A 26,118-nucleotide genomic window follows, 5' to 3' on the forward strand; every position below is an offset into this window, starting at 1 on the left:
GAGAACCGGCGTTCCGGGAGATGAAGGACCGGTTATCGTGTTTTCGTCTTGTGTCGTCGGGCGCTGTCGCGGGGCCGCTTGCGCGGCAACCGCATCCAGTCATGGCGCCCAGTAAATATCCACGGCGGTTTCTGCCCGGTTCAGCACGGCGCGGATCGGCATTTCGTCCTCATCCTCGCCCGACTGTGCTTTTTCAAGCGTCGCCTTTTTTGCTGCACCTTCGATGTGGAGCACCAGAAAACCTGCATCGTGAAGGCTGGAGAAGTTGAACGTCAACCGTTCTTCCCCCGCGGTTTCCGCCGCCATGGTCAAAACGCCGCGCGGTTCGTCAAGGTCGAGCGCTTCGTAGAGATTGTCGCCACCGGGAAAGAACGATGCCGTATGCCCATCCGTTCCCATGCCCAGCACGACGACATCGAAAGGATCGCAGATCGCTTCGGTCTTGACGGTCGCAAGCGTCGCTGCATCCTCAGGCGAGGCCGCGGGCTGGAACAGCGGCACGAAATAGGCCGCCTTCGCCTTGTCCTGCAACAGGTTCTCGCTGACCAGCCGGTGGTTCGAGCGCTCGCTTTCTGGCGGCACGAACCGTTCGTCCACCAGCGTCACGCTGATGTTGCTCCAGTCGAGATCATGATGGGAAAGCGCCTGGAAGAACAGCTTGGGCGTTGAACCGCCCGAAACGGCAATGCTTGCCGTTCCGTATTCTTTCGTTGCCGCGTCGAGACGCGCGGCGACATCCGCCGCCAGGGTTTTCGCCAGTTCAGCGGCTGTGTCGAAGACATGGATTGTTTCGCTCATACCCGCGCCCTCAGTCAGCGTCGTGCCAGGTGCGGCCGTCGCGCTCGATCAGTGCGATCGAGCCGCTCGGACCCCAGGTTCCGGCAGTATAACCCTGTACGCCCTGTCCCAGCTCTTCCCAGCTCTTGAGGATCGGATCGACCCAGTCCCATGCCGCTTCCACTTCGTCGCGGCGCATGAAGAGTGTCTGGTTGGAGCGGATGGTATCCATCAAAAGCCGCTCATAGGCATCGGGGCTGCGCACATTGAAGGCTTCGGCAAAGCTCATGTCCAGCGAGACCTGACGCAGACGCATGCCGCCCGGGCCGGGATCCTTGATGAGCAGCGACTGCTTGACGCCTTCGTCCGGTTGGAGGCGAATGACCAGCTTGTTGGCTTCGATCTTGCCGGCCGCATCGTCGAAGATCGAATGCGGGATCTGCTTGAACGTGACGACGATTTCCGAAACGCGGGTCGCAAGGCGTTTTCCCGTGCGAATGTAGAAAGGAACGCCGGCCCAGCGCCAGTTGGCGATTTCGGCCTTGATGGCGACGAAGGTTTCCGTGTTGGAAACGCCGCCCTCCAGCTCCTCCAGATAACCTTTCACCGGGCCGCCTGCGGAAGCGCCGGCGCGGTACTGGCCGCGAACCGTCAGCTTTTCGACATTGCTGGTGTTGATCGGCTTCAGCGAGCGCAGGACCTTGAGCTTTTCGTCACGCACGGCTTCCGCGTTCATGGAAGCGGGCGGCTCCATGGCAACGAGGCAAAGCAATTGCAGAATGTGGTTCTGCACCATGTCGCGCAACGCACCGGCCGTATCGTAATATCCGGCGCGACCCTCAAGGCCGACAGCTTCTGCGACCGTGATCTGCACGTGGTCGATATGGGCGGAATTCCAAAGCGGCTCGTAAAGCGCGTTGGCAAAACGCAGTGCCATCAGGTTCTGCACCGTCTCCTTGCCAAGATAGTGGTCGATGCGGAAGATCTGTTCTTCCTTGAAGACGTGGCCGATGGTGTCGTTGAGTTCCTGCGCCGAGGCAAGGTCGCGGCCGATCGGCTTTTCGACGACGATGCGGGTCGAGCGGGTGATAAGCTTGTGTTCGCGGATCTTGTCGGCGATATCGCCGAAAATGCCGGGCGCAACAGCGAGATAGAAGGCGCGTATGCGCTCCTTGCCCTCATCGAGCAGCTTCTTCAACACGTCCCATCCGTTGCCGGATTTTGCGTCGACGGGAACGTAGAAAAGCCGGTTGAGGAACAGCGCAACCTGCGCATCATCATATTCGCCCGCCTTCAGATGCTCCTTCAGCGCGTCCTGCGCGAATTTGCGATATTCCTCATGGCTCATGACCGAACGCGACGCGCCGATGATACGGGTCGGCTCCGTGAACTGGCCTTCGACCTGACGGTGATAAAGGGCCGGCAAAAGCTTGCGCTCTGCCAAATCGCCTGTGCCGCCGAAAACGACACAATCAAAAGCTTCAACAGGAATGATCTGACTGCTCATATCGATACTCTCGATCTTCAAGGGTTGGGGCATCCATAATCTAATCGATTTAAAAATGCCAGTCTCAGTTATGTGAAATTATGAATTTTGGTTTCACGGGTCGAAAACCCGTACCGATTGTCATTGAGTGATGCCGGCTAGAAAGCAGGGTTCTTGAACAAGCCTTTGGCCGGCGGCGGAACGGAAAAAAAGAAAAAAACGACGATTGCTGCGATTTTCCCCATCCATGATCGCGGTGATGGCTCATCGACCTTGTGCGAGGCATCTATACTGTCCAGCAGCAGTCTCGCCTCATGCCGCTGCCACTCCGGCACCCGGATTTCCATGCCTCCGAAAGCGACCGTCAAATGCCAGTTCACGGAAACGATATGGGCCGAGGGCACGGTGGTGTGGATGCCATAGGCGCGCAGAAACGAACAGGTCACGGCGGTTTCCGCCATCCCGTAACCGGTCGCAATCGTTACAAGCCTGTCGCTAGGTCTTTCCATCAGATCTCCAGAGGTGGGCGGATTTCCTAAAACCTGTCTCGCAACGCGTACCATGAGAGCGCCAGGAAAAGCAGCGGCGCCCGCAGCGATGCACCGCCGGGGAACGACGGAACCTTCAACCGCGCGAATGGCGCCAGCATATCCTGTCTGCCGAGAACGAGATCGGCATAGAGCTTGCCGCAATAGTTCGACAGCATCACCCCGTGTCCGGAATAACCGCCGATGGAGGTGACCCCTGGCATGACTTCCCGCACGAACACCCGCCTTGGCAGGGTGATGCCGACGGAGCCGCCCCAGGAATGGGTGATCTCGACATTTCCGAGTTCGGGATAGATTTCCGCGATCTGCCGGCGAATATGGCTGGAAATGTCGCGCGGCGTATCGGCCGTATAGGCCTCGCGCCCGCCGAACAGCAGCCGGTTGTCGATCGTCTTGCGGAAATAGCGCACCACGAAACGGGAATCGGCCACGGCTTCCTTGCCGGGAATAATGTCGGGATAAGCGTCAAGCGGTGCGGTCGCGCCGATGAAGGAGCGGATGGGCATGATATGGGCCGCCGTTACCGGTTCCAGATTGCCGATATAAGCATTGGTCGCAATCAGCACCCGCGTTGCGGTCAGCGTGCCGGAGGGCGTTTCGATGATGGTCTTGCCGCCCGCCTGGCGTATGGATTTGGCGGGCGTCATTTCATGGATGCCGGCGCCCGCCTCTTTTGCGGCTTTCGCAAGCCCGACCAGCAGCTTCAGCGGATGGATATGGCCGGTGCCGGTATCGCGCGTGCCGCCGAAATAATGGCTGGAGCCGACACGTCTGCGTGCGTCCGCCCGCTCCATGTAGGAAATATGCGGATAGCCGTAGCGATTGTTCATCGCATCGACGCTTTTGCGGTAATCGTCTTCGTAAGCAGCCTTGTGCGCAACATAGAGCTGTCCCGGCAGATACTCCATGTCGATGCCTTGATCGCGGGCGAAGTTGAGGACGTAGTGCTTGGCATCCTCGGCGATATCGAACAGTACCTTGGACTGCTCGAAGCCGATCTCGTCTTCCATCTCGTCGGGAAACGAGCGCTGCCCGGTGCCAAATTGCCCGCCGTTGCGGCCGGATGCGCCGTCGCCGAAACGATGCGCCTCGATCAAGGCGACGGAGACACCGTTGGCGGCAAGATTAAAGGCGGCCTGAAGCCCGGTATAGCCGCCGCCGACGACCGCGACGTCCACTGCTTTCGACCCGTCGAGCGCCGGATATTGCGGCCGCTCCTGGGCGCTTGCCTGATACCAGGAAATCCCCGGCGCTATCGGGCTTTGCCACGTCATGCTTCAGACCTCACACGTTGAGAAGCAGGAATTCCCGCTCCCATGGGCTGATGACCTGCATGAATGTCTCGAATTCCCCGCGCTTCAGGCCCGCATAAAGGCCGACGAATTCATGGCCGAACACCCGCTCGAACTGTTCTTCGCCTTCCAGCAGCGCCACGGCTTCCAGCAGCCCGCGCGGCAGGTCGATGGAGCCTTCATTGGCCGTATCGGCGGTCGGTTCGGTCGGCTCGATATTGTTGACGATGCCGAGCCAGCCGCAGGCAAGCGAAGCTGCAAGCGCGAGATAGGGATTGGCATCCGAACTCGGCAGGCGGTTTTCGACACGCCTTGCCTGCGGGCTGGAAATCGGCACGCGGAAAGCCGTCGTGCGATTGTCGTAACCCCAGGCATTGTTGACCGGGCAAGCCATGTCAGGTGTCAGACGACGGTAGGAATTCACGTAAGGAGCAAGCATCACCAGCGCGTTCGGAACATAACGCTGCATGCCGCCGACGAAGGCGAAGAACTCCTTGGATGGGCCGCCGTCCTTGTTGGAGAAGATATTGCGGCCGCTGTCGATCTCCACCACCGACTGGTGGATATGCATGGCCGAACCCGGCTGGCCCTGCATGGGCTTGGCCATGAAGGTGGCGTAGATGCCATGCTTCAATGCTGCTTCACGGATAGTGCGCTTAAACAGGAACACCTGGTCGGCAAGTTCGATCGGATCGCCATGGCGCAGGTTGATTTCAAGCTGGGCCGGGCCTTCCTCGTGGATCAGGGTATCGATCTCGAGGCCCTGTTTTTCGGAGAAGTGATAGATATCGTCGATCAGTTCGTCGAACTCGTTGATGCCGGCGATGGAATAGCTCTGCCCACCGACAATGGAGCGTCCGGAGCGGCCCTTCGGCGGATGCAGCGGATAGTCAGGGTCGTCATTCATGGCGACCAGGTAGAATTCGATTTCCGGCGCGACGACCGGCTTCCAGCCTTTCTCTGTGTAAAGCGAAAGCACGTTTTTCAGCACGTTGCGCGGCGTATAGGGAACGAAATTACCCTCGGCATCCACGACATCGCAGATCACCTGCGCGGTCGGGTCGCTTTCCCATGGCACCACGGACAGCGTGGAAAGATCAGGCACAAGCTTCAGGTCGCTGTCGCGCGGCTCATAGCGGAAGTTTGCCGTCTCATCCGGATATTCGCCCGAGATCGTGTGGCGATAGAGGGCGGAGGGCAGGGCAAGCGAGGTGTCGCCCGTAAATTTCGCCGTCGGCATCATCTTGCCACGCGCAACCCCGGCAAGATCGGGTGTTATGCATTCAATATCCTCGATACCGCGCGCCCTCAACCATTGCGAAGCTTCGCGCCAGGAGGAAACGCCACGGGTAGAGGAAAGGTCGAGGGGAGGTTTCTTTGCCATGGTTGCCTGTTTCTTCGGGCGGAGCATGGTTTTCTTCGGGGGCATGTATCACCGGGTCTGTGTTTCGACTGGCGCCATCATAACCGGAGTTTGGCAATTGGCGAGGGGGAAAGCGCCATTGACAACGGGCGACACTTCGAAAAGAGGAAAGGGAGAAGCAAACGGAAAACAACTATGGCAGACAAATGTGACGTGCTGATTTTGGGGGCGGGGGCTGCCGGCATGATGTGCGCCATCCGCGCCGGCCAGCGCGGCCGCTCCGTCATCATCCTCGACCATGCCAAGGCGCCGGGCGAGAAAATCCGCATCTCCGGCGGCGGCCGCTGCAATTTCACCAACATCCACGCCGGGCCGAAGAATTATCTCTCCGCCAACCCGCATTTCGCCAAATCCGCACTTGCCCGTTACACGCCGCGCGATTTCATCGCTCTGGTCGAAAAACATCGTATCGCCTGGCATGAAAAGACGCTTGGGCAGCTGTTTTGCGACGATAGCGCCAAGGACATCATCCGCATGCTGCTTGGCGAAATGCAGGCTGCAAAGGTGAAATTGAGGCTCGAAACCGCTGTTTCTGATGTCGCATATGATGGCGGCCGGTTTCGCGTGACGACCTCCGGCGGCGTCATCGAGGCGGAAAGCCTTGTGGTCGCAACGGGCGGCAAGTCGATCCCGAAAATGGGTGCGACGGGTTTTGCCTACCAGATCGCCGAGCAATTCGGCCTGTCGCTCATCGAGACGCGCCCCGGCCTCGTGCCGCTGACGCTTGATCCTGCGGCACTGGAAAGGCTGAGCCCCCTTGCCGGTGTTGCCGTGCCAGCCGAAATTTCCCATGGCAAAACGGCTTTCAACGAAGCACTGCTGTTTACCCATCGGGGCCTGAGCGGCCCCTCAATCCTGCAAATCTCCTCCTATTGGCGGGAGGGCGATACGATCCGCCTGAAACTGGAGCCTGCGCGCGATATCGTCGCCTTGCTAAAGGAAGCGAAACAGAAGAACGGCCGCCAGTCGGCCCAGACCGCTCTTGCGGAAATCCTGCCGAAACGGCTGGCGCAACATGTCGTCGAAAAATCGGGGCTGACCGGCAACCTTGCCGATATGTCAGACAAGGCTCTGGCGACCCTGGCAAATGAGGTGCAGGACTGGCAGATCAAGCCAGCCGGTTCCGAGGGGTATCGCACAGCGGAAGTCACACTTGGCGGCGTGGATACGACCGGCCTCGATTCCCGCAGCATGGCAGCGAAAACCTTGGCCGGGCTCTATTTCATCGGCGAATGTGTTGACGTGACCGGCTGGCTGGGCGGTTATAATTTCCAGTGGGCCTGGGCCTCCGGTCAGGCAGCAGGTGAATTCGCCTGAAACCGCTCGTATTAACACCTTGTTAACAGGCACGGAGTCATCCTGACAGAATGCCAGCAAAGCCGAATCTCGTTGTGGTTCCGCTGTACATGATGTCATGCTGGAGGCTCTTAACAGGGCATGGGTCGGTTGAGTTTTTCGTCAGGAGCCCGCGCATGAACAGATCCGCACATCGCCGCCCTCGCGCCATTGCCATCGCCCGCGCCGAAAGCGAGAGCAGGCAGTTGGCCTTTCGCCTGACTGCAATCGCAGCCGGTGCCGTGGCTGCCCTGATCGCCCTTTTTTATTAAGGTCAGGCTCTTCGCTTTCGCCCTTGCAGCAACCGCGGTAAACAGCCGCCACGGCCAGGATGCCTCGGCCATATCGGCATAGAATTTCTCTTCCTGCCGGATGGCTTCCCGCCGCGTGCGCGGCGTCTGGTTTTCGATGATGGCCAATGCTGAATAAAATACGTGCATGTCACTCTCCATGTTGCGGAGGGCCATGATGCACGCCGTTTTTTGTTTTATCTGCGCAAGAAAATGCGCTACGTTTTTCATAAATGAAAAACGTCACTTGGGATTCATACCAACTTTTCCTCGATGTGTCACGCAGCGGCGGCCTGACGGGTGCTGCGGCGCTGACGGGTTTGAGCCCTGCGACTATCGGGCGACGCATGGTCGAATTGGAGGAGCGCATTGGCAAGGCGCTGTTCCAGCGCAGCCAGACGGGATATGCCCTGACCGCGGATGGCCGCGCCTTGTTCGACCGTCTTCAGGCCATGGAAAATGCGGCCAAGGATATAGAGGGCTGGCAGAAGGCGTCATCAGCCTCTTCCGTCGTACGTATCGCCGTCGGTACCTGGAATGCCTGGCTGCTGACCGGGAACTTTTCCGCCATCTGCACGGATCGCGACGATTTCCGCATCGATCTTTTCATCGCCGAACAGAGGGCGTCTTTGGCGCACCGCGAAAACGACATCGGCATTCGCGCTTTCGAGCCCGAGGAACGCAACCTCGCTGCCGTCAAGACGGGGGAGGTGGCCTATGCGCCCTACAGGTTGCGCAACGCCGCCAGCTCCGTTTCAGACCGGTGGTTGGCGGTGGCGGAAGAAAACGCCATTTCCGCCTACCTGCGCTGGCCGCATGAAAACCGGCGGGACAATATCGTGGTGACCGTCAACAGGCCGACGGCACTGCTCGATCTGGCACTGGCGGGAGCAGGGGTTGCCGTGCTGCCGTGTTTCGTGGGCGATGCCGATGCGCGGCTGATGCGTGAGGGTGACGAAATCGAAGCGCTTCGTCACAATCAGTGGATCGTCATGAACAATGACGATCGCCACCGCCGCGATATACGGACGGTGGCGGACCGGATGACGCGTCTCATCAAGCGACATTCCGATTTGTACGCCGGACGAAAAAGCCGTCCGGTATGAGCGGTGTCACGCAGCAGCACTTCCCTGCGCAACGATGACCGGGATCAGAAGATCGCCCCAGTTGCCGCCCCCGCCGTGATGGCGGGCTGAGCGGACGAGTTCAACGGAAACACCGGCCTCAACTGCCTTCATGACGGCCTGATTGAGGCGGTGCAGATCGTTGGCCAGCATGCGGATGGCGACTTGTTGATCCTGCGTCATGGCGGAGGACTGCTCCTCGGCGCGTTCCTTGACGTGGGTCTTGATGGGGTTATGGGCATTCATGGCATTTCTCCTCTCTTTATTGGTTGGGGTTCTTGATGCGATTTGCAAGCCCTTCCCGTTCAAGGGAAGGGCAGTTTTCCAGTTTATTCCGCCGCCGGGCGGAACTGGTCGTGCTCGGTGGATTCCTTCATGGCGGTGGTCGAAGACGTGCCGCCCGAGATTGCCAGCGACACGGCGTCGAAGTAGCCGGTGCCGACTTCGCGCTGGTGTTTGGTGGCGGTGTAGCCGTTAACCTCGGCCGCGAATTCCGCTTCCTGAAGCTCGGAATAGGCCGCCATCTGCCGCTCCTTGTAGCCGCGCGCCAGTTCGAACATGCCGTAATTCAGCTGGTGGAAGCCGGCCAACGTGATGAACTGGAACTTGTAGCCCATCGCCCCGAGTTCGCGCTGGAACTTGGCAATAGTCGCGTCGTCGAGGTGCTTTTTCCAGTTGAACGACGGCGAGCAATTGTAAGCGAGCTTCTTGCCGGGATGCACCTTGTGCACGCCCTCGGCAAACCTGCGCGCCTGCTCGAGATCTGGCTTGGAGGTCTCGCACCAGATCAGATCGCAATAGGGCGCATAGGCCACCGCACGGGCGATGCAGGGTTCAAGACCGTTCTTAACCTGATAGAAGCCCTCTACGGTGCGGCCGGCATCGTAGTCGACGAAGGGCTGGTCGCGCTCGTCAATGTCAGAGGTCAAAAGCTTGGCTGCCTCCGCATCGGTGCGGGCGATGACCAGCGTCGGCACGCCCATGACGTCGGCTGCAAGTCGCGCCGCCGTCAGGTTGCGAATATGCGCCGCCGTGGGGATCAGAACCTTGCCGCCGAGATGGCCGCACTTCTTTTCAGATGCCAGTTGGTCTTCATAGTGAACACCGGCTGCACCGGCCTCGATGAATGCCTTCATGATCTCGAAGGCGTTGAGTGGTCCCCCGAACCCGGCTTCCGCATCCGCAACGATCGGCGCGAACCACGTGTCGACCGAAAGGCCCTTGCCCTCTGCCGTCTCGATCTGGTCTGCCCGTTGCAAGGTGCGGTTGATGCGCTTTGCAAGCTCTGGCGCCGCATTGGCGGGGTAGAGCGATTGGTCCGGATACATGGCGGAGGCCGTGTTGGCATCTGCCGCAACCTGCCAGCCGGAAAGATAGATCGCCTTCAGCCCGGCGCGAACCATCTGCATGGCCTGGTTGCCGGAAAGCGCGCCGAGCGCATTGATGAAATTCTCTTCGTTGATCAGCTTCCACAGCCGGTTGGCACCCATCTCGGCCAGCGAATGGCGGATTTCAACGGAGCCGCGCAACCGCTCCACGTCGGCGGCGGTATAAGTGCGCTCAATGCCGTCGAAGCGTCCCTGCGGTGCGCCCGGAACAAGTTTGTAAAAATCCGTCATACTTCTCTCTCCCATGACAAATGCGGTTTAAGAAACGTGCTGTCTTCAACTGTGTGAAGCGCCGTTCGATGTGACTACATTTACATTTTCATGAGTTTGAGCGCCAGAACAAACATAAAAACAGTGACTTGAAAGAGGTTATGCTGTAGTATGCATGACAGGGTGGAGCTGTAAAATTGTAAATTTTGTAAAAGCCTCATGCCCGGCGAATTTGTAACAGACTTGTATGAGTCTTTCGATGTGAGGTTGATGCTGTGTCGGAAAACAAGATTTTTGCTGGCCCGCGCGTACGTCGTATTCGCAACGGTCTGGCGCTGACGCAGACGGCCATGGCCGAGGCGCTGGCGATCTCGCCTTCCTACCTCAATCTCATCGAGCGCAATCAGCGGCCGCTGACCGTGCAGCTGCTCTTGAAGCTCGCTTCAGTCTACAAGGTGGATCTGGACGACCTGCAAGGCGAGAGTGCCGGTTCCGCCGGGCAATTGCGCGAGGTCTTCGCCGATCCGCTCTTGGTGGGCGAGGTGCCGTCGCCGCAGGAGCTGATCGAGGTGGCAGATGCCGCGCCCAATGCGGCAAGTGGCGTCGTCAAGCTGTATAGGGCCTATCGGGAACAGGCGCAGCGCCTTTCCGACCTCTCGGATCTTCTGGCGCGCGAAGGACATGAGACGGTGCTTTCCTCCACCCGTCTGCCGATCGACGAGGTGCGGCACGTCTTTGAAAACCGGCCGGCCTATGTCCATTCCATCGATACGGCGGCAGAAGAACTGCACAGGCAATTGTCGGCGGGCGAAGATCTCGCCGCGGGCCTTCGCGCATGGCTTCAGAAAAACCACGGTATCGTGGTCAGAACTCTGCCGGTCCATGCCATGCCCAATCTGCGGCGGCGTTATGACCGCCATTCCATGCGGCTGTTTTTGTCCGAGCGCCTGTCGCAGCCGGATCAGCTCAGGGAAATGGCGATGGAAACCTGTCTTCTGGCGCTTCGAGAGGAGATTGGCGCTGAGCTGGAGACGCTTGGCCTGAAGGGGGAGGAGGCACGGCGCATCGCCCGCTTCGAGCTGGCGCGTTATGCCGCCCATGCCCTGATGATGCCCTATGGTGCGTTTTTGAGTGCCGCCCAGCGCGCGAAATACGATCTCGATGTCCTGCGATCACGCTTCAATGTGTCGTTCGAGCAGGCCGCCAACAGGCTCGTCAGCCTGCAAAGGCCGACGGCCGCGGCAATCCCGTTCTTTTTGATGGAGACTGACAATGCCGGCAACCGTTTCCGTCTTGCGGGCGCCGGTGGTTTCCCGAGGGCACGGTTTGGTGGCCTCTGTCCGCGTCTTAATATCCACGCAGCTTTTGCCCAGCCGGGGCAGGTGCTGGTGGAGCCGGTGGAGATGCCTGACGGTGACGCCTTCCTGACTGTTTCGTGCACGCTTGAAGGCCCGCAGGCCGGTTTTGGCGAAAGGGTGCGGCGAACGGCCGTGCTTCTGGGCTGCGATCTCGCCCAGGCCGGGGAGACGGTTTATGGGGCTGCCGGCGCAGGTGGGCCGACCATTGCCATTGGTCCCTCGTGCCGGCTGTGTGAAAGGCAGGGCTGTCTGTCGCGGGCGGAGGCCCCGCTGACGAGGCCGCTCGGCCTGGACGAAATGGTGACCGGTCTTAGTGTTTTCGACTTCCAGTAGAGGTTTCGCATTACTTTTTTTCCGGTGGAACACATTCGGTTGAAAATGCTGTGCTGCACATTTCCCCCTTGCTCCCTTTTGTTTTCCTTTCTAGTCTCACTAAAAAAGGGGATCACGCTTCCGTCACGAGGATGCGTTAACAGGAGAAATCATGAAAAACCGTTCGCTCCGTTTCACTTTGGCTCTCACGACGGCGCTCGTTGCTGCAGGCTCGGCAATGGCCCAGGAGAAGGTCGTTCACGTCTTTAACTGGTCGGATTATATCGACGAATCGATCCTCACCGATTTCACCAAGGAAACCGGCATAAAGGTCGTTTACGATGTATTCGACAGCAACGAACTCGTGGAAACGAAGCTTCTGGCCGGCAGCTCCGGCTACGACGTGGTGGTGCCGACAGGCCCCTTCCTTGCCCGCCAGATCAATGCCGGTGTTTTCCAGAAACTCGACAAGTCCAAGTTGCCGAATCTGAAGAACATGTGGCCGGATGTCTCCGAGCGTCTGGCGAAATACGACCCCGGCAACGAGTATGCCGTGAACTACATGTGGGGCACAACAGGCATCGGCTATAACGTCGCCAAGGTGAAGGCAGCTCTCGGTGATGTTCCGGTCGACAGCTGGGATATTCTCTTCAAGCCGGAAAATGCCGAAAAGCTGAAATCCTGTGGCATCAATATTCTCGATGCATCGGACGAGACCTTCGCCATCGCGATGAATTACCTCGGCAAGAACCCGGACAGCAAGGAAACGGCCGATCTGGAAGCGGGCGGTGCCGTCTATTCGAAGATCCGTCCCTTCGTGAAGACCTTCAACTCCTCCGCCTATATCGACGAGCTGGCAAATGGCGACAGCTGCATCACGATCGGCTGGTCGGGTGACATTCTTCAGGCGAAAAAGCGTGCCGAAGAAGCCAAGAACGGCGTCGAGGTGAACTACGTCATCCCGAAGGAAGGCACCTATATGTGGTTCGACAACCTTGCCATCCCGGCGGATGCCAAGAATGTCGAGGAAGCTCACACCTTCATAAACTACCTGATGCGCCCGGAAGTCATCGCCAAGGCGTCCAACTATGTTCAGTATGCGAACGGCAACCTTGCCTCGCAGGCACTGATGGATCCGTCGGTTGCCAAGAACCCGGCGGTCTACCCCAATGCCGAGACGATGAAGAAGCTCTTCACCATCTCACCCTACGGACCGAAGGAACAGCGCGTCTTGAACCGTGTCTGGACGCAGATAAAGACCGGTAGCTGATAGCTCCGCGCGCTGGTTGAGAAACGGCCGGCGGGCCTGTTTCTCTGATACCTTGCCGGCAGGTCACGCAACCTGCCGGCGCTGCCCGCCTCATGGCATCGGACCGAAAAGTGTGACGCGGTTTTCGGGAAATCCGATGCTCAAATCTACAAAATTCAACGGGATTTGAGGGTAGGGTGAATGGCGAAAACTCTGGGGCCGGTCAAACGCAAATTTAGCCCTTGGGACAATCCCGATGCGGTTCCCTTCATCCGTTTTGAAAACGTCACCAAGCGGTTTGGCGATTTCGTCGCCGTCGATAATCTGACGCTCGATATTTACGAGCGGGAGTTCTTTTCGCTGCTCGGTCCTTCCGGCTGCGGCAAGACCACGCTGATGCGCATGCTGGCCGGTTTCGAGGAACCGACCAATGGGCGTATTCTCCTTCAGGGCAAGGATATTTCCGGCGTGCCGCCCTACAAGCGCCCGACCAATATGATGTTTCAGTCCTACGCCCTTTTCCCGCATATGTCGGTGGAGAAGAACATTGCCTTCGGTCTGGAGCAGGACGGTCTGCCCAAGGCAGAAATATCCTCGCGGGTCGAGGAAATGCTGCGGCTCGTCAAGCTCAGCGAGTTTGCCAAGCGCAAGCCGAGCCAGCTTTCGGGCGGCCAGCGGCAGCGCGTGGCGCTTGCCCGCTCGCTTGCCAAGCGGCCGAAGGTGCTTTTGCTGGATGAACCGCTCGGTGCGCTCGACAAGAAGCTGCGCGAGGAAACCCAATTCGAGCTGATGGACATCCAGACCAATCTCGGCCTCACCTTCCTGATCGTCACCCATGACCAGGAAGAGGCAATGACGGTGTCGGATCGGATCGCGGTCATGGACAAGGGCATTGTGGTGCAGGTGGCAACGCCTGCCGAGATCTACGAGGCGCCGAACAGCCGTTACGTGGCGGATTTCATCGGCGACATCAATATTTTCGACGCCAATGTCGTCACTAACGCGTCCGATATCGGCAAGCCGGGACTGGTGACGCTCGATTGCGACGGGCTGGCAGTTGCGGTGGAGCAGGAATGCGCCGCTGTCACCGGAAGCCGGGTGGCTTTCGCCATCCGCCCGGAAAAGGTCCGCATCTCGCTCGATCAACCCACCGACAGCGCCGTCAATTCCGCTTATGGCGAAGTCTGGGATATCGGCTATCTCGGTGACTTCTCGGTGTTCATCGTCAAGCTTGCCGATGGCCGTGTCATCCGTGCAGCGCAGGCGAATGTCTCGCGTCTCGTGGATCGCCCGATCACCTTCGGCGATATGGTGTGGTTGAACTGGAAACAGGATTCCGGTCTTGTGCTAACGCACTGAGGGAGGCTTTTATGGCGATCACCACTCCTGAAAACCGGCAAAGTCCCTGGCGATGGCTGGTCGTCGCGGTTCCCTATTTCTGGCTGATGCTGTTTTTCGCAGCGCCCTTTTTCATCATTTTCAAAATATCGCTTTCGGATACGGCGATATCCATGCCGCCCTATACGCCGGTCTTCGAAGGGTTTTCGAAGCTTGGCGCGTTCTTCTCGCAACTGGATTTCGAAAACTACCTGTTTCTGACGGAAGACCCGCTCTACATCGACGCCTATCTCTCGTCGCTGCGCATCGCATTCATCTCCACCTTCCTGCTGTTGTTGATCGGTTATCCCATGGCTCTTGCCATGGCGCGTTCGCCGTCATCCATCCGCCCGACGCTGGTGATGCTGGTCATCCTGCCGTTCTGGACCTCGTTCCTTATCCGCGTTTACGCCTGGATCGGTATTCTGAAGCCCGAAGGTCTGCTGACGGTGCTGTTCCAATGGCTCGGTTTTCTGGGGCCGGACCAGCAGGTCAATATCTTCCGCACCGAGACGGCGATCTTCATCGGCATCGTCTATTCCTATCTGCCGTTCATGGTGCTGCCGCTTTATTCGGCGCTGGAAAAATTCGACAATACGCTTCTGGAAGCGGCGGCCGATCTGGGTTGCCCGCCCTGGAAAGCCTTCTGGAAGATTACCTTCCCGCTGTCGCTGCCGGGCGTGGTGGCCGGGTCGATGATCTGTTTCATCCCGATAACCGGCGAATTCGTCATTCCCGATCTGCTTGGCGGTGCGCAGACGCTGATGATCGGCAAGACGCTCTGGACTGAATTCTTCGGCAACCGCGACTGGCCCCTGGCATCCGCCGTTGCGGTGCTGCTTCTACTGTTGCTGGTGGTGCCCATCGCCATCTTCCAGAACCAGCAGAAGAAAGTCGGGTGAGGCCATGAAACGCGGAAAATTCGACATCACCGTCCTGACCCTCGGTTTTGCCTTTCTCTACATCCCAATAATCATCCTGATCGTTTATTCCTTCAATGCCTCGAAGCTGGTCACCGTCTGGGGCGGATTTTCGCTGCAATGGTACAAGTCCATGTGGTCTAACCAGGGGCTGATGGATGCAGCCTGGGTGACGCTTCGTGTCGGTATTTTGAGTGCCACCATCGGCACCATCCTCGGAACGCTGGCGGCGCTGTCTCTGACGCGCTTTGCGCGCTTTCCGGGACGCGTGCTGTTTTCGGGCATGATCTATGCGCCGCTCGTTATGCCGGAGGTCATTACCGGTCTGTCGCTGCTTTTGCTGTTCGTGGCCGTTGGGGTGGATCGCGGCTTCTGGACGGTGGTCATCGCCCACACCACCTTCACCATGTGTTATGTGGCAATCGTCGTGCAGTCGCGCCTGTTGACCTTTGATCGCAGCCTCGAGGAAGCAGCGCTCGATCTCGGTTGCCCGCCGGTCAAGACCTTCTTCAAAATTACCCTGCCGCTGATCTTCCCGGCCGTCATCGCCGGCTGGATGCTGGCGTTTACGCTGTCGCTCGATGATCTCGTGATCGCAAGTTTCGCCACTGGTCCGGGTGCGACGACGCTGCCGATCAAGATTTATTCGCAGGTTCGTCTTGGCGTCACACCTGAGATCAACGCCATCTGCACGATCCTTATCGGGCTTGTCACAATCGGCGTGATTGTCGCTTCCATCGCCTCCAAACGCACGGAACTCCAGCGGATGAAGGACGAACACGCAGCCGCGCGCAACTGATCGAATATTCCTCTCCGATTTCTACGCGTTACTGTTGAGGCGTCGATAAAATTAGAAACCTGTAATTTAGTTTTCGACTTTTACGGTCTCAAAATAGGAATTATCGTCGGTAATTGATCGATTTTGGTTTTAACCGCTTGTTAATAGGAGTTGGCGGAAAGTAAATCCCAACGCAGGGCTGTCAAACTTTAGATAGCCGGGATTGATAATTTCCATATGGCGAGGTTGTCCCCCTTTCTCTCGTTAAAAAAGCACAACTAATACAGGCGGCCGAGAGGCCGCCTTTCTTTTTGCCGCCATGCGCGTTGCCTTCAGCGGTTTTCCGGATGATCCATCGATTTCGACACGAGAAGCACGGGGATAAGCCCGGCAATGATGATGATGATCGCCGGCACGGCGGCATCCTGCACCCTTGAGCGGGACGCGTCTTCATAGACCAGCGTGGCGAGTGTGTTGAAGCCGAAGGGCCGCAGCAGGATCGTCGCCGGCAGCTCCTTCATGGATTCGATCAGTACCAGAAGAAAGGCTGTCAGCGCCGCAGGCCGCATATTCGGCAGCAGCACCTTGAACAGTGTCTGCAACCGGTTGCGCCCAAGCGTTCGCGAGGCCATGTCGATATGCGGCGAGAGCTTCTGGAACCCGGCATCAAGCGTTCCCTCCGCCATGGTCATGAAGCGCACCGAATGGGCGTAGATGATGGCAAAGGCAGTGCCTGACAGCAGCAGGCCGCTCGAAAATCCGAAATGGGAGCGGACAAACCCGTCGACGTGATTGTCGAGACCGGCCAGGGGAATGAGCACGCCGATGGCGAGCACCGTTCCCGGCACGCCATATCCCATGGAGCCAAGTCGCGCGGCCACCTTTGACGTGCGCGAGCGCTCGGTGCGGATGGCATAGGAAAATACGAAAGCCGCAATCAGGGTGACGAAGGCGGCGGAAAGCGAGACCTCGAGACTGTGACCGAGTGCTTTCAGCAGCTTCGGCGCAAACAGCGCATCCAGCCTTTTTGCGGCGTAACCGCCAAGAACGATGACGGGAATGAGGAAACCACTCGCCACAGGAGCGACGCAGAAGAGGCTTGCAGACCAGCGCCGCCAGCCGCGAAGGCTTTTCAACCGGTGGCGTTGCGCCATGGTCGTGGCTTTTGGAGCGGCAAAGCGCTGTTTTTCGCGGGCGTTGCGTTCGATGAAGATCAACGCGCCAACGATGAGCAGAATGACGGCGGCGATCTGTGTGGCATTGGCAAGATTGCCGCGATTGAGCCAGGTCTCGTAAATCGTGAAAGTCAGCGTCTGGACACCGAGATATTCGACAGCGCCAATATCGTTCAGCGTTTCCATCAGGACCAGCGAAAGACCGATGGCGATCGCCGGCCGCGCCATCGGCAATTGAACGGAAAAGAATACGCCAAGCGGTTTCGCACCAAGCGTGCGCGCAGCTTCGGCCGCAAACCGTCCCTGCATGGAAAAGGCGGCGCGGGCCGAGAGATAGACATAAGGGTAAAGCACCGAACTCAGAACCACCACGGCGCCGCCAAGCGAGCGTACGTCCGGAAACCAGTAGTCGCGGATGCTGTGATAGCCGAAGACGGCGCGAAGGGCGCTTTGTACCGGGCCGGTGAAATCCAGGAACTCGCCGAAAGCATAGGCTGCCAGATACGAAGGAATGGCGAGCGGCAGGACAAGTGCCGCCGACAATACCCGCCGCAAAGGGAATTCGAATGTGGTGACGAGCCAGGCGCAGACAATGCCGAAGAATGCCGTCGTTGCGGCCGTCATCGCCAGCAGCAGGAAGGTTCGAAACCCGGCGCGCGGCAGAACATTGGCTAGAAGGTGTTGCCATCCTTCCGTGCTGCCGGTCAGCGCCAGCCAGAAGACCGCCAGAACAGGCATGGCGGCGATGGCTGCGACGATGACCGCCGTGATGGGCAACAATGAAACGCGTCTTGTTGCCGGAATGGAAACCGTCATGGAAAAGCCAGCCTGCTGTCCTGCGAAAGCCTCAACCGGCTGTCCGTTTAGCCGGCGGTTCCCGCATTGCTACGCCCGCATGGCCTCAGTTGGCAAGAACCCGCTGCGACGGAAAGGTAATTTCCACCAGCGTTCCCTCGTTCGGTGTCGAGGTGATGGAGAAGTTCGCGCGGTTGGCGTCCACCATCGCCTTGGTCAAGGGAAGGCCGAGCCCGGTGCCATCGCCGCGCACGCGCTTGCCCGATGACGCCACCTGCCGGAACGGCTTCATGGCCTGTTCCAGCTCAGCCCGGGTCATGCCGATGCCGGTATCGCGGATACGCAGCGCGACGCTGCCATTGGCCTCATAGGCGGTGGAAACCACGATCTGGCCGCCTGATGGCGTGAAGCGGATGGCGTTCGACAGGATGTTGAGCACGATCTGCTTGATCGAGCGCAGGTCGGCAACGATCTGTGGAACGGATTGCGAAAGCGCCGTGCGGATGATGACACGCTGATTGTTGGCCTGCGGTTGCACCAGCGAGACCGCCTCGGCCACCGTCTCGTTCAGCGGAACCGCGATGAAATCGACATCCATCTGCCCGGCTTCGATCTTGGAGATGTCGAGGAGGTCGTTGACGATATCGAGCACATGCCGGCCCGAACGTCCGATATCATTGGAATACTCCACATAACGCGGATGACCGATTGGCCCGAAACGCTCGGTCGCCATCATGTCCGCAAAGCCGATGATGGCGTTGAGAGGCGTGCGGATTTCGTGGCTGACACGCGCAAGAAAATCGGTCTTGTGCGCATTGGCGGTTTCCGCCGCGCGCTTGGCGTTGCGTAACTCTTCTTCCGTGCGCTTCCACTGGGTGATGTCACGGATGACCACGCAATAGCCGTGCGAGGATTTGAGTCGCCCGATCGTCATGAACAGCGGCAGAAAACCGCCGGATGCCTCGCGGCCGATCACCTCGCGGCCATCGTTCAGCACGCTGGCGACACCGTTATTGGCAAGGCCGGAAAGATAGTCCAGCACCGCGCGCTGGCTCTCATGCGCAAACAGGGTGACGAAGGGCTTTCCTGCGATTTCGCCATTGTCATAGTTGAACAGCGCACTGGCGGAGCGATTGAGCGAACGGATTTCGCCGTCGTCTCCCAAAAGCACCACGCCATCCGTTGCCGTTTCAAGAATGGAATGCAGTTCTTCGACTTCGCCCTGCAATACGGAAACGCTGCCTGCGTCGGCATTCGCGGTTTCCGCCGCTGACGTATTCTCGTTGGCTGCTGTAACCGGTGCCTGCTTTTCTTCCAGCGGAACCAGCGACAGCATCAGCGCCTTGGTGTCTTCCCAGCGGATGGATTGCAGCCGTGCCTTGACCGGAATGATGTCATTTTCGGCGCTGACGACGACCATGCCGCCTTCGTTATCAGGCATATCCTCAAGCTCCTGCCGTTGCAGCAGGGCTTCCAGTCCACCGACCTCGTCCAATTCATCAAGAGAGCCGTAGCCCGTCAGCCGCAGGAAATCCGGATTGGCATGGATCAGCCTGTCACCGGCATGCACCAGCAGTGCCACGGGCATCTGGTCCAGCGTTTCGGCGCTCAGCGCATCGGCGGGGCGCAGCGGTGGGCTAACCATCGCAGCGGCGATATCGGCCGCCGGTACCACCTCAGTGAAGGCGACTGTCTTTTCTTCGATGTGGATTTCATCGGCAGGCTTGGTCGTGGCCGCAGGGCGTTCGCCGCGAACATAGTCCGCGAAGAGATCGTCTTCCTCAGCCGGTTCTGCGGCATTAACGTCTTCTTCCAGCACGGGCGGCAGGTCCACCTGTGTTACCGCGTCGATATCGTCTTGGATATGCTGTGCAGCCGGATCGGTAGAAGGAGCGTCTTCTTCCGCCTTCGGGCCTTCGTCTGAAACGGCATCTACGGGTGCCAGCGTCCGGCCGATTTCGCGGAAGGCGGCCTGCTCGCCTGCGGTCAGGCCCTCGCGGGAGCGCCAGCGGCGCTCTTCCAGATGGACGACCTTGTCGGAGTAGGTTGGCTCCGGCTCCGGCTCCGGCTCCGGCTCTGGTTCCGGGGTCGGTACGATTGCCAAGGCCGGCACTTCGAATTCCGGCGGGCTGTAATCGTGGGGCCGCTCTTCGTCCGAAATCTCGGCTGGCGCATCTTCAGCGGCCGGGGTTTCCTCATCGAGCTCATCGAGAAAAGCCAGCAATTCCTCGTCTTCATCCTCGGCAGTCGGCTGCGGCAAAACCTCGGTTTGAAGGATGTCTTCGCCGTGCAGGAAGGTGAGGCCGGTGGCGTGCGGATCCTCTGCGGCATCGGCCAGCCGCACGATGCCGAAACCACGGAAACCGTCAAATTCGCGCGAGCGCGTATAGGTGGGAAGGGCGGCGAGATCGATCGGCACCATCAGAGACGTGCCTTCAACCGGCCAATAGATCGTCTTGCCAGACCAGGTATCACGGCGGCCGAGAAGCTCGCGAATCTTGCCTTCCGGATCGAGATTGAACAGTGCCGCCACATCGGCAAAACTCATGCCTTCGACAGCTGCCGCCTTCGCGCCCACAGCTTCTGCAAATTCGTGCGAGATCGAGCTGAAGCGGCCCTCGGCATCGATTTTCCAGACGAAACGGGATGCACGCGCACCGGCGTTGAAGACAAAAGGCTGGGGTTCGTCGGTCTGTTCCACGGCCGCTGGGGCATCCTCTTCAACGGGTGCAGCGTCCTGCGCCGCTATTGTTTCAGCGACCTCATCTTCCGCCTCTGCGCGCTCCACGTCCGGGGCCTGTTCGGTATGGTCTTCGCTGGAAGCCTGACCAGCTGCCGGAACCTTTGCCTCATCCGCATCCAGTTCGAAGAGATCGGCAATATCGTCCGTCATAGCCGCATTTGCAGCCGTATCGGCATCCTCCAGCGGGACATCCGCCGGAGCATCCGTTTCTTCTTTTGCTGCAAGCAATGGCAGGACGGTTTCCTCATCCTGTTCCACAGTCACTTCGTCTTCGACGTCGGAAGGCAGTTCCGGCACGTCCTCCACATCTTCTATCCCGGCGACGGCGTCGAGCACGGAATCGAATGAGGCAGCCGTTGCGGCAACAGGCGCGGTCTCGGCGACCGGCAAAGCCGGTTGGGCGGCGGCCGGGGTTTCCTGCGGCTTGTCTTCGGCAAAGCCGTTAACGGGATCGAGCGTCCCGAGCGCGGTTTCTACCACGAACAACAGATTGAGTTCTGGCGATGTCGTGATCTGGCCGGCGGCGGCGGGCATGTAACCCTTGCCGGTCGGCACGGGCCGTTTGACGAGGTGGCCAGCCTGGCCTGCGGCCATCCTAACCAGCGTCTTTGCCGTATGCGGCGTGATGCCGAGCGACGCAAACTTGGCCGAAGCGGCAACGACCTCGTTATCGCCATTGATGACAGCGATATGGATATCGGGATCGTCAAAGCCTTCAATCATGCGCCTTGCGCATTCCGCCGTGTCAGGTGCGGCCTGATCGGTGAGGGCGGAAAACAGAATAGCAGGCTGGCCCGGTTCGGCCTCGATGATTTCCGCCTTGGCGGTAACGGCAAGGCTGCGGAAGCCCGCATTGATACGAATGGTAAACGGCAGGCTGTCGCCCGTCTTCGAAAGACGCGCCGCCGTCGCGGCCAGCTGCCGGAAGGTCACGTCCTGCCGTTTGGGTCCCTGTTCCAGAAAATCATAGACCATCGGCGTGCCGAACAGCGCTGCACCGCGCCCATTGGCCCAGAGCGCGCTCTGAAGATCGAGCGAGAACAAAGCCATCGCCTCGCCGCGCCCAAAACCTTCGCGCACCCGTTCATGCACTGCGATATCGATAAAGGGATACTGGACGGCGGGCATGTCGAAACCTATTCTGGCACTACCGGACCTTGCGAGGCTTTCGGCTTCCTCATGAAGCTGAAACGTAAATCCGCTGAGGCACCACGTTAACAGAATTTTAAATAACTTCACAGGGCGGCGCGGTCCACCGCCGCCTGAATGAATCGCCAAATAGAGTTAACATGAACAGGCCCGGCGAGACCCGTTCTGGCCCCGTTCCAGATTGCAAGCGGTATACCCGGCTATCGACTGTTGCCAGCTCTGGCGCCGTGAAAACGGCTTGCCTTTCCAAGCCTTTTTTCGCAAAATTCGCTGAAGGACTTGCAAATAGCGAAAACACCTTTTATGTCACCCCCCGTGGCGCCGGTTCGGCGTTTGATGTGCGGTTGTAGCTCAGTTGGTTAGAGCGCAGGTTTGTGGCACCTGAGGTCGGAGGTTCGAGACCCCCCAACCGTACCATCTCCAATTTCCTAAAATTCCTGAAAATCATTGCAGCGATTTCAAACCCGATTTGGGTTATCGCAAACGCATGTCTTTGCTGCGCGTCGACGGTGCGGTTTCCTCCCTTCCAAAAACCATTTGGCTAAAATCTCTTGCGCTGGTATTGTCCGCCCAACGAAACCTTATGAAAGCCAGCAGCATAGCCTCTACGCTTGTGCGCGGCGAAATGGACAAGACAGTGATCGACCCCGGAAACGGCCCAAAGCCGTCGGAACAAGGGGCGTCGGTGGCAAACAAAGGGAAAGCGAAGCGATCCCGTCGTGGCAAGAAAAACAGGCGTGACGGTAAACCCCGTGACGTTGCTGTGCTGTCGCATGATGTTGCCGCGGATGTTCCGGCCGGTTCCCCCTATGTATCGGCTCTCGAGCCGGATGCCGAACCGCGCAAAAGAAAGCGGCGTCGGCGTTCCCGTGGCAAAGGCACCTCCCATCAGACGCCGCCTGCTGCCAGTGAACAGCCAGAGGCTGTCGTCGCAACGGATGCCACCAATCCATCCTCCGTGCCGCCTGCCGGTGGTCGCAAGTCGCGTAACCGCAAGCGGGCTCACCGTGATCCGCGCAGCCGCGATCCGCAGGGTCGCCCGCTGGTTCCCTCCCATGCGCCCCGACATGTCGGCAAGCAGAACGGTCGCGCCAATGGGACGGCTCAGGAACCGCACCGGCAACAATCCGAAATGTCCGCCCGTCACGGCGCCCGCCATCAAGAGCATGGCTCCGAATTCGCAACGGACATGTATGCGGCGCTCGATCTCGGAACCAATAATTGCCGACTGCTGATCGCGCAGCCGACACGGCCCGGCCAGTTCCGGGTCGTCGATGCCTTTTCGCGCATCGTCCGGCTGGGCGAGGGGCTGGTATCGACCGGCCGTCTTTCAGACGATGCCATGGATCGCGCGGTGGAGGCTCTCAAGGTCTGCTCCTCGAAACTTGCTGGACGCCCGATCAGGCGTATGCGCCTCATCGCCACCGAAGCTTGCCGGGCAGCAACCAATGGCGAGGAGTTTCTGGAGCGGGTTACCCGGGAAACCGGGCTCAAGCTTGAGATCATCAGCCGCGAGACGGAAGCGCGTCTCGCCGTTTCGGGTTGCGCCTCCCTGGTCGGGCGTGAAGCCCGTTCGGTGGTGCTGTTCGATATAGGCGGCGGATCGTCGGAAATCGCGGTCATCAAGGTCGGCGAAAACCGTTCCAACCGGCTCGCCAACCACATCACCCACTGGACATCGTTGCCGGTCGGCGTTGTTACCCTCTCGGAACGCCATGGCGGCCGCGATGTGACGCCGGATGTGTTTGCCGCCATGGTGCGGGAAGTCGAAGGGCTGCTGGATGCCTTCCAGTGCCCGCCTCTGGCGCCGCTTGCGCATCACGAGGATTTTCACCTGATCGGAACCTCGGGTACGGTGACGACGCTTGCCGGCGTTCACCTCGACCTGCCGCGCTACGATCGCCGCAAGGTGGATGGCCTCTGGCTTTCAGATACCGAGGTGACGGCGATGCAGGACAAGCTTCTGGCATGGGATTTTGCCGGCCGCGCCGCCAATGCCTGCATCGGTCCTGACAGGGCCGATCTGGTTCTGGCCGGCTGCGCCATCCTCGAGGCCATTCGCCGTCGCTGGCCGGCGCGGCGCATGCGTGTGGCCGATCGCGGGCTGCGCGAAGGCCTGTTGACGGATATGATGGCGGATGACGGCGCATGGCGGCGTAACCGGATAAGGCGCATGCAGATGGCACGGCAGGACAGAACGGAAGGTTTGACATGAGCAAGGCGCCCACAAGCACCAATCGCACCGGCCGAAAGATCGGTCAGAAGGTCAAGAAGACCAAGCTCAAGGCCTCATCGCGCCGCTGGCTGGAACGTCATATCAACGACCCCTATGTGCAGCGCGCCAAGCTGGAAGGCTATCGCGCCCGCGCCGCCTTCAAGCTTCTGGAAATCAACGACAAGCACCAGATCCTGAAGGGTGCCACCCGCATCATCGACCTTGGTGCGGCACCCGGAAGCTGGTCGCAGATCGCTTCTAAGGTTACCGATTCCACCGAGGATGATATCCGCGTCGCCGCTATCGATTTTCTCGAAATCGATCCCATCCCCGGCGTGAAGATCCTGCAGCTCGACTTCCTCGATCCGACCGCACCGGACCAGTTGATGGAGGCCGTTGGCGGCACGCCGGATCTGGTGCTGTCCGACATGGCGGCACCAACCACGGGCCACCAGAAGACGGACCACATCCGCACCATGCATCTGTGCGAAGTCGCGGCCGATTTCGCGGTTCAGGTGCTGGCGGAAGGCGGCCATTTCCTCGCCAAGACCTTCCAGGGCGGCACGGAAAAGGCATTGCTCGACATGCTGAAGAAGAACTTCAAGCAGGTCCTGCATATCAAGCCGGCGTCCTCGCGCTCGGAATCGGTCGAAATGTTCCTGCTCGCCAAGCATTTCAAGGGCCGGACAGCCGAAACGCAGTCCGTTATGCACGTGGATGAGGCGGACGAAGACTAATCATTCTGCCGGTTGCGAGACCTTGCCGCGGTGGCCGGAAACGGCCGCGCCCGCTTGCGCGTCCATGCGGATGATCGGCACGATTGCAAACAGCGAGACCAGCGCCACGATGGTGAAGGCAACGTGGAAATCGGCAAGCTGCAGATGCGAGCCGGATAACATGCTGCTGACTTCCAGGATGGCGGCTGCGAAAGCCACGCCGAGCGCAAGGCTGATCTGTTGCAGCACGGATGCCATCGAAGTTGCCTGACTTGCCTGGCTGTCGTCTATATCGGAATAGCTGAGCGCGTTGGATCCGGTAAAGAAGAAGGAACGGGCAAAGCCCGCCGTGACGAGGCAGATCATGATCAGCGGGTAGGGCGTTTCCGGCGTGAAGAAGCTGTTGGCGAGCGTCGTGAAGGCGCCGACGATGCCGGCTCCGATCAGCGTTGATCTGAACCCCGTTGCGGCAAAGACCCGCTTGGCCATGAATTTCGTGGTGATCGCGCCGATTGCCCCGGCAAAGGTGATCATGCCTGATTGAAACGGGTTGAGCCCGAAACCGATCTGCAACATCAACGGCATCAGGAAGGGAATGGCGCCCGTGGAAATGCGGAAGGCGGTGCCGCCAACGGTGGCCGCCCGGAATGTCGGGTTGCGGAAAATCCGGAAATCCAGAATGGGGGCAGGGTGGTTTGCCGCGTGGCGCACATAAAGAAAGCCGCAGATGAAACCGATGACCGTCGAGGCGATGCCGATGGCGGGCGGCAGTGCCGGAAGGCTGACGACCGACACGCCGAAAACCACGCCCGATGCTGCGAGACCGGATAACACGAAACCCTTGCCGTCCATCGGTGGCGGATTGGTGGTCTCGATTTCCGGCAGGAAGATCGTCGACAGCCAGATGCCGATGACGCCGATGGGCACGTTGATGAGGAAAATCCAGTGCCATGAAAAATAGGTGGTGATGAAGCCGCCGATCGGCGGGCCGGTCAGAGGGCCGACAAGCGCCGGTATCGTCAAAAGCGCCATGGCGGAAACCAGTTCGCTGCGTTGCGTCGTCCGCAGGAGGACGAGGCGGCCAACGGGCGTCATCATCGCCCCGCCCATGCCTTGCAGGAAGCGCGAAACGACGAATTCGAATACCGATGACGAGACCGCGCAGCAGATCGAACCGACGACGAAGACGCCGATGGCGAAACGGAAGATTTTCTTCGCGCCGTATTTGTCGGCCATCCAGCCGCTGATGGGAATGAAGATCGCCAGCGACACCATATAGGCCGTGAGTGCGAGCTTGAGCGTGATCGGACCCACATGAAGATCGGCCGCAATGGCCGGAAGCGACGTTGCGATGACGGTGGAGTCCATCTGCTCCATGAAGAGAGCGACTGCCAGGATCAGGGGAATGATGCGGTTCATGAGGCTGCCTGCGGCTCTCCGCTGCGACAATGGTATCGC

Annotated in this window: 20 protein-coding genes and 1 tRNA gene; 10 read left to right on the forward strand and 11 right to left on the reverse strand. The window is 59.4% G+C overall.

The window, feature by feature from the left end:
* Positions 1–99: 99 nt before the first annotated feature.
* The 5 genes from pgl to ACZ5A6_RS01540 form a co-directional block, all read right to left on the reverse strand.
* A complete protein-coding gene (gene pgl / locus ACZ5A6_RS01520) occupies positions 100–798 on the reverse strand; it encodes a 6-phosphogluconolactonase (protein WP_003515141.1) in 699 nt (232 codons plus the stop codon).
* A gap of 10 nt (positions 799–808) precedes the next feature.
* The gene (gene zwf, locus ACZ5A6_RS01525) at positions 809–2,284 is read right to left on the reverse strand and encodes a glucose-6-phosphate dehydrogenase (RefSeq protein ID WP_003515142.1); all 1,476 of its coding nucleotides are present in this window, start codon (positions 2,282–2,284) and stop codon (positions 809–811) included.
* A gap of 137 nt (positions 2,285–2,421) precedes the next feature.
* Entirely contained in the window at positions 2,422–2,772 is a 351-nt protein-coding gene (locus tag ACZ5A6_RS01530; protein ID WP_013635497.1) for a hypothetical protein, read from the reverse strand.
* Positions 2,773–2,798: 26 nt separating this feature from the next.
* Positions 2,799–4,085, reverse strand: coding sequence for an NAD(P)/FAD-dependent oxidoreductase (locus ACZ5A6_RS01535; protein ID WP_174061610.1), 1,287 nt, complete (start codon positions 4,083–4,085; stop codon positions 2,799–2,801).
* A gap of 10 nt (positions 4,086–4,095) precedes the next feature.
* Positions 4,096–5,532, reverse strand: coding sequence for a glutamine synthetase family protein (locus tag ACZ5A6_RS01540; protein WP_013635499.1), 1,437 nt, complete (start codon positions 5,530–5,532; stop codon positions 4,096–4,098).
* Between the two features lie 129 nt (positions 5,533–5,661).
* Between ACZ5A6_RS01540 and ACZ5A6_RS01545 the strand changes: the two genes are divergently transcribed.
* Positions 5,662–6,843 carry a BaiN/RdsA family NAD(P)/FAD-dependent oxidoreductase gene (locus ACZ5A6_RS01545; RefSeq protein ID WP_112153173.1) on the forward strand — a complete coding sequence of 394 codons (1,182 nt, stop codon included), beginning with the start codon at positions 5,662–5,664 and terminating at the stop codon, positions 6,841–6,843.
* Positions 6,844–6,953: 110 nt separating this feature from the next.
* Here the strand turns inward: ACZ5A6_RS01545 and ACZ5A6_RS01550 are convergent, their stop codons facing one another.
* Positions 6,954–7,301, reverse strand: a complete 348-nt coding sequence (locus ACZ5A6_RS01550; RefSeq protein ID WP_162696114.1) for a hypothetical protein — start codon at positions 7,299–7,301, stop codon at positions 6,954–6,956.
* 83 nt (positions 7,302–7,384) lie between these two features.
* Here ACZ5A6_RS01550 and ACZ5A6_RS01555 point away from each other — a divergent pair, with 83 nt between their 5' ends.
* Positions 7,385–8,257, forward strand: a complete 873-nt coding sequence (locus tag ACZ5A6_RS01555) for a LysR family transcriptional regulator (protein WP_174061609.1) — start codon at positions 7,385–7,387, stop codon at positions 8,255–8,257.
* Between the two features lie 6 nt (positions 8,258–8,263).
* Here ACZ5A6_RS01555 and ACZ5A6_RS01560 read toward each other — a convergent pair whose 3' ends face one another.
* A complete protein-coding gene (locus tag ACZ5A6_RS01560; RefSeq protein ID WP_003515151.1) occupies positions 8,264–8,521 on the reverse strand; it encodes an SMc00767 family acetate metabolism repressor in 258 nt (85 codons plus the stop codon).
* Between the two features lie 83 nt (positions 8,522–8,604).
* Entirely contained in the window at positions 8,605–9,894 is a 1,290-nt protein-coding gene (aceA, locus tag ACZ5A6_RS01565; RefSeq protein WP_013635503.1) for an isocitrate lyase, read from the reverse strand.
* A gap of 254 nt (positions 9,895–10,148) precedes the next feature.
* Between aceA and ACZ5A6_RS01570 the strand changes: the two genes are divergently transcribed.
* From ACZ5A6_RS01570 to ACZ5A6_RS01590, 5 genes are all read left to right on the forward strand, one after another.
* A complete protein-coding gene (locus ACZ5A6_RS01570) occupies positions 10,149–11,564 on the forward strand; it encodes a helix-turn-helix domain-containing protein (protein ID WP_464111031.1) in 1,416 nt (471 codons plus the stop codon).
* Positions 11,565–11,715: 151 nt separating this feature from the next.
* Entirely contained in the window at positions 11,716–12,813 is a 1,098-nt protein-coding gene (locus ACZ5A6_RS01575) for a polyamine ABC transporter substrate-binding protein (protein WP_003515154.1), read from the forward strand.
* A 180-nt stretch (positions 12,814–12,993) separates the two neighbouring features.
* Positions 12,994–14,151, forward strand: a complete 1,158-nt coding sequence (locus ACZ5A6_RS01580) for an ABC transporter ATP-binding protein (RefSeq protein WP_174061607.1) — start codon at positions 12,994–12,996, stop codon at positions 14,149–14,151.
* 11 nt (positions 14,152–14,162) lie between these two features.
* Complete coding sequence (locus ACZ5A6_RS01585; RefSeq protein WP_003515156.1) at positions 14,163–15,071, forward strand: ABC transporter permease subunit; 909 nt, start codon at positions 14,163–14,165, stop codon at positions 15,069–15,071.
* 4 nt (positions 15,072–15,075) lie between these two features.
* The gene (locus ACZ5A6_RS01590) at positions 15,076–15,888 is read left to right on the forward strand and encodes an ABC transporter permease (protein WP_003515157.1); all 813 of its coding nucleotides are present in this window, start codon (positions 15,076–15,078) and stop codon (positions 15,886–15,888) included.
* A 311-nt stretch (positions 15,889–16,199) separates the two neighbouring features.
* On the opposite strand, the gene ACZ5A6_RS01595 is transcribed toward ACZ5A6_RS01590, so the two are convergent.
* A complete protein-coding gene (locus ACZ5A6_RS01595) occupies positions 16,200–17,858 on the reverse strand; it encodes an ABC transporter permease (RefSeq protein ID WP_065703845.1) in 1,659 nt (552 codons plus the stop codon).
* A gap of 85 nt (positions 17,859–17,943) precedes the next feature.
* Complete coding sequence (locus tag ACZ5A6_RS01600; RefSeq protein ID WP_464111032.1) at positions 17,944–21,708, reverse strand: ATP-binding protein; 3,765 nt, start codon at positions 21,706–21,708, stop codon at positions 17,944–17,946.
* Between the two features lie 361 nt (positions 21,709–22,069).
* Between ACZ5A6_RS01600 and ACZ5A6_RS01605 the strand changes: the two genes are divergently transcribed.
* The 3 genes from ACZ5A6_RS01605 (at position 22,070) to ACZ5A6_RS01615 (ending at position 24,681) form a co-directional block, all read left to right on the forward strand.
* Positions 22,070–22,146, forward strand: a tRNA-His gene (locus ACZ5A6_RS01605).
* 166 nt (positions 22,147–22,312) lie between these two features.
* A complete protein-coding gene (locus tag ACZ5A6_RS01610; protein ID WP_003515160.1) occupies positions 22,313–23,944 on the forward strand; it encodes a Ppx/GppA phosphatase family protein in 1,632 nt (543 codons plus the stop codon).
* Positions 23,941–24,681 (forward strand): RlmE family RNA methyltransferase, encoded by a 741-nt coding sequence (locus tag ACZ5A6_RS01615; RefSeq protein ID WP_003515161.1) that lies wholly within the window; start codon positions 23,941–23,943, stop codon positions 24,679–24,681. Before ACZ5A6_RS01610 ends, ACZ5A6_RS01615 begins: the two co-directional genes overlap by 4 nt.
* Here the strand turns inward: ACZ5A6_RS01615 and ACZ5A6_RS01620 are convergent, their stop codons facing one another.
* The gene (locus ACZ5A6_RS01620; RefSeq protein ID WP_003515163.1) at positions 24,682–26,079 is read right to left on the reverse strand and encodes an MDR family MFS transporter; all 1,398 of its coding nucleotides are present in this window, start codon (positions 26,077–26,079) and stop codon (positions 24,682–24,684) included. It lies immediately after the preceding gene.
* Positions 26,080–26,118: the final 39 nt, after the last annotated feature.

The sequence above is a fragment of the Agrobacterium sp. 6Ca8 genome (genome assembly GCF_055382765.1).

What these genes read in the sequence shown, in the direction of transcription:
- ACZ5A6_RS01575 (WP_003515154.1), top strand. Translation starts at nt 11,716, where the DNA reads ATGAAAAACCGTTCGCTCCGTTTCACTTTGGCTCTCACGACGGCGCTC.
- ACZ5A6_RS01530 (WP_013635497.1), bottom strand. Translation starts at nt 2,772, where the DNA reads ATGGAAAGACCTAGCGACAGGCTTGTAACGATTGCGACCGGTTACGGG.
- ACZ5A6_RS01620 (WP_003515163.1), bottom strand. Translation starts at nt 26,079, where the DNA reads ATGAACCGCATCATTCCCCTGATCCTGGCAGTCGCTCTCTTCATGGAG.
- ACZ5A6_RS01560 (WP_003515151.1), bottom strand. Translation starts at nt 8,521, where the DNA reads ATGAATGCCCATAACCCCATCAAGACCCACGTCAAGGAACGCGCCGAG.
- aceA (WP_013635503.1), bottom strand. Translation starts at nt 9,894, where the DNA reads ATGACGGATTTTTACAAACTTGTTCCGGGCGCACCGCAGGGACGCTTC.
- ACZ5A6_RS01590 (WP_003515157.1), top strand. Translation starts at nt 15,076, where the DNA reads ATGAAACGCGGAAAATTCGACATCACCGTCCTGACCCTCGGTTTTGCC.
- ACZ5A6_RS01535 (WP_174061610.1), bottom strand. Translation starts at nt 4,085, where the DNA reads ATGACGTGGCAAAGCCCGATAGCGCCGGGGATTTCCTGGTATCAGGCA.
- ACZ5A6_RS01615 (WP_003515161.1), top strand. Translation starts at nt 23,941, where the DNA reads ATGAGCAAGGCGCCCACAAGCACCAATCGCACCGGCCGAAAGATCGGT.
- ACZ5A6_RS01550 (WP_162696114.1), bottom strand. Translation starts at nt 7,301, where the DNA reads ATGCACGTATTTTATTCAGCATTGGCCATCATCGAAAACCAGACGCCG.
- ACZ5A6_RS01580 (WP_174061607.1), top strand. Translation starts at nt 12,994, where the DNA reads ATGGCGAAAACTCTGGGGCCGGTCAAACGCAAATTTAGCCCTTGGGAC.
- ACZ5A6_RS01540 (WP_013635499.1), bottom strand. Translation starts at nt 5,532, where the DNA reads ATGCCCCCGAAGAAAACCATGCTCCGCCCGAAGAAACAGGCAACCATG.
- zwf (WP_003515142.1), bottom strand. Translation starts at nt 2,284, where the DNA reads ATGAGCAGTCAGATCATTCCTGTTGAAGCTTTTGATTGTGTCGTTTTC.
- ACZ5A6_RS01555 (WP_174061609.1), top strand. Translation starts at nt 7,385, where the DNA reads ATGAAAAACGTCACTTGGGATTCATACCAACTTTTCCTCGATGTGTCA.
- ACZ5A6_RS01545 (WP_112153173.1), top strand. Translation starts at nt 5,662, where the DNA reads ATGGCAGACAAATGTGACGTGCTGATTTTGGGGGCGGGGGCTGCCGGC.
- ACZ5A6_RS01610 (WP_003515160.1), top strand. Translation starts at nt 22,313, where the DNA reads ATGAAAGCCAGCAGCATAGCCTCTACGCTTGTGCGCGGCGAAATGGAC.
- ACZ5A6_RS01585 (WP_003515156.1), top strand. Translation starts at nt 14,163, where the DNA reads ATGGCGATCACCACTCCTGAAAACCGGCAAAGTCCCTGGCGATGGCTG.
- ACZ5A6_RS01595 (WP_065703845.1), bottom strand. Translation starts at nt 17,858, where the DNA reads ATGACGGTTTCCATTCCGGCAACAAGACGCGTTTCATTGTTGCCCATC.
- pgl (WP_003515141.1), bottom strand. Translation starts at nt 798, where the DNA reads ATGAGCGAAACAATCCATGTCTTCGACACAGCCGCTGAACTGGCGAAA.
- ACZ5A6_RS01600 (WP_464111032.1), bottom strand. Translation starts at nt 21,708, where the DNA reads ATGCCCGCCGTCCAGTATCCCTTTATCGATATCGCAGTGCATGAACGG.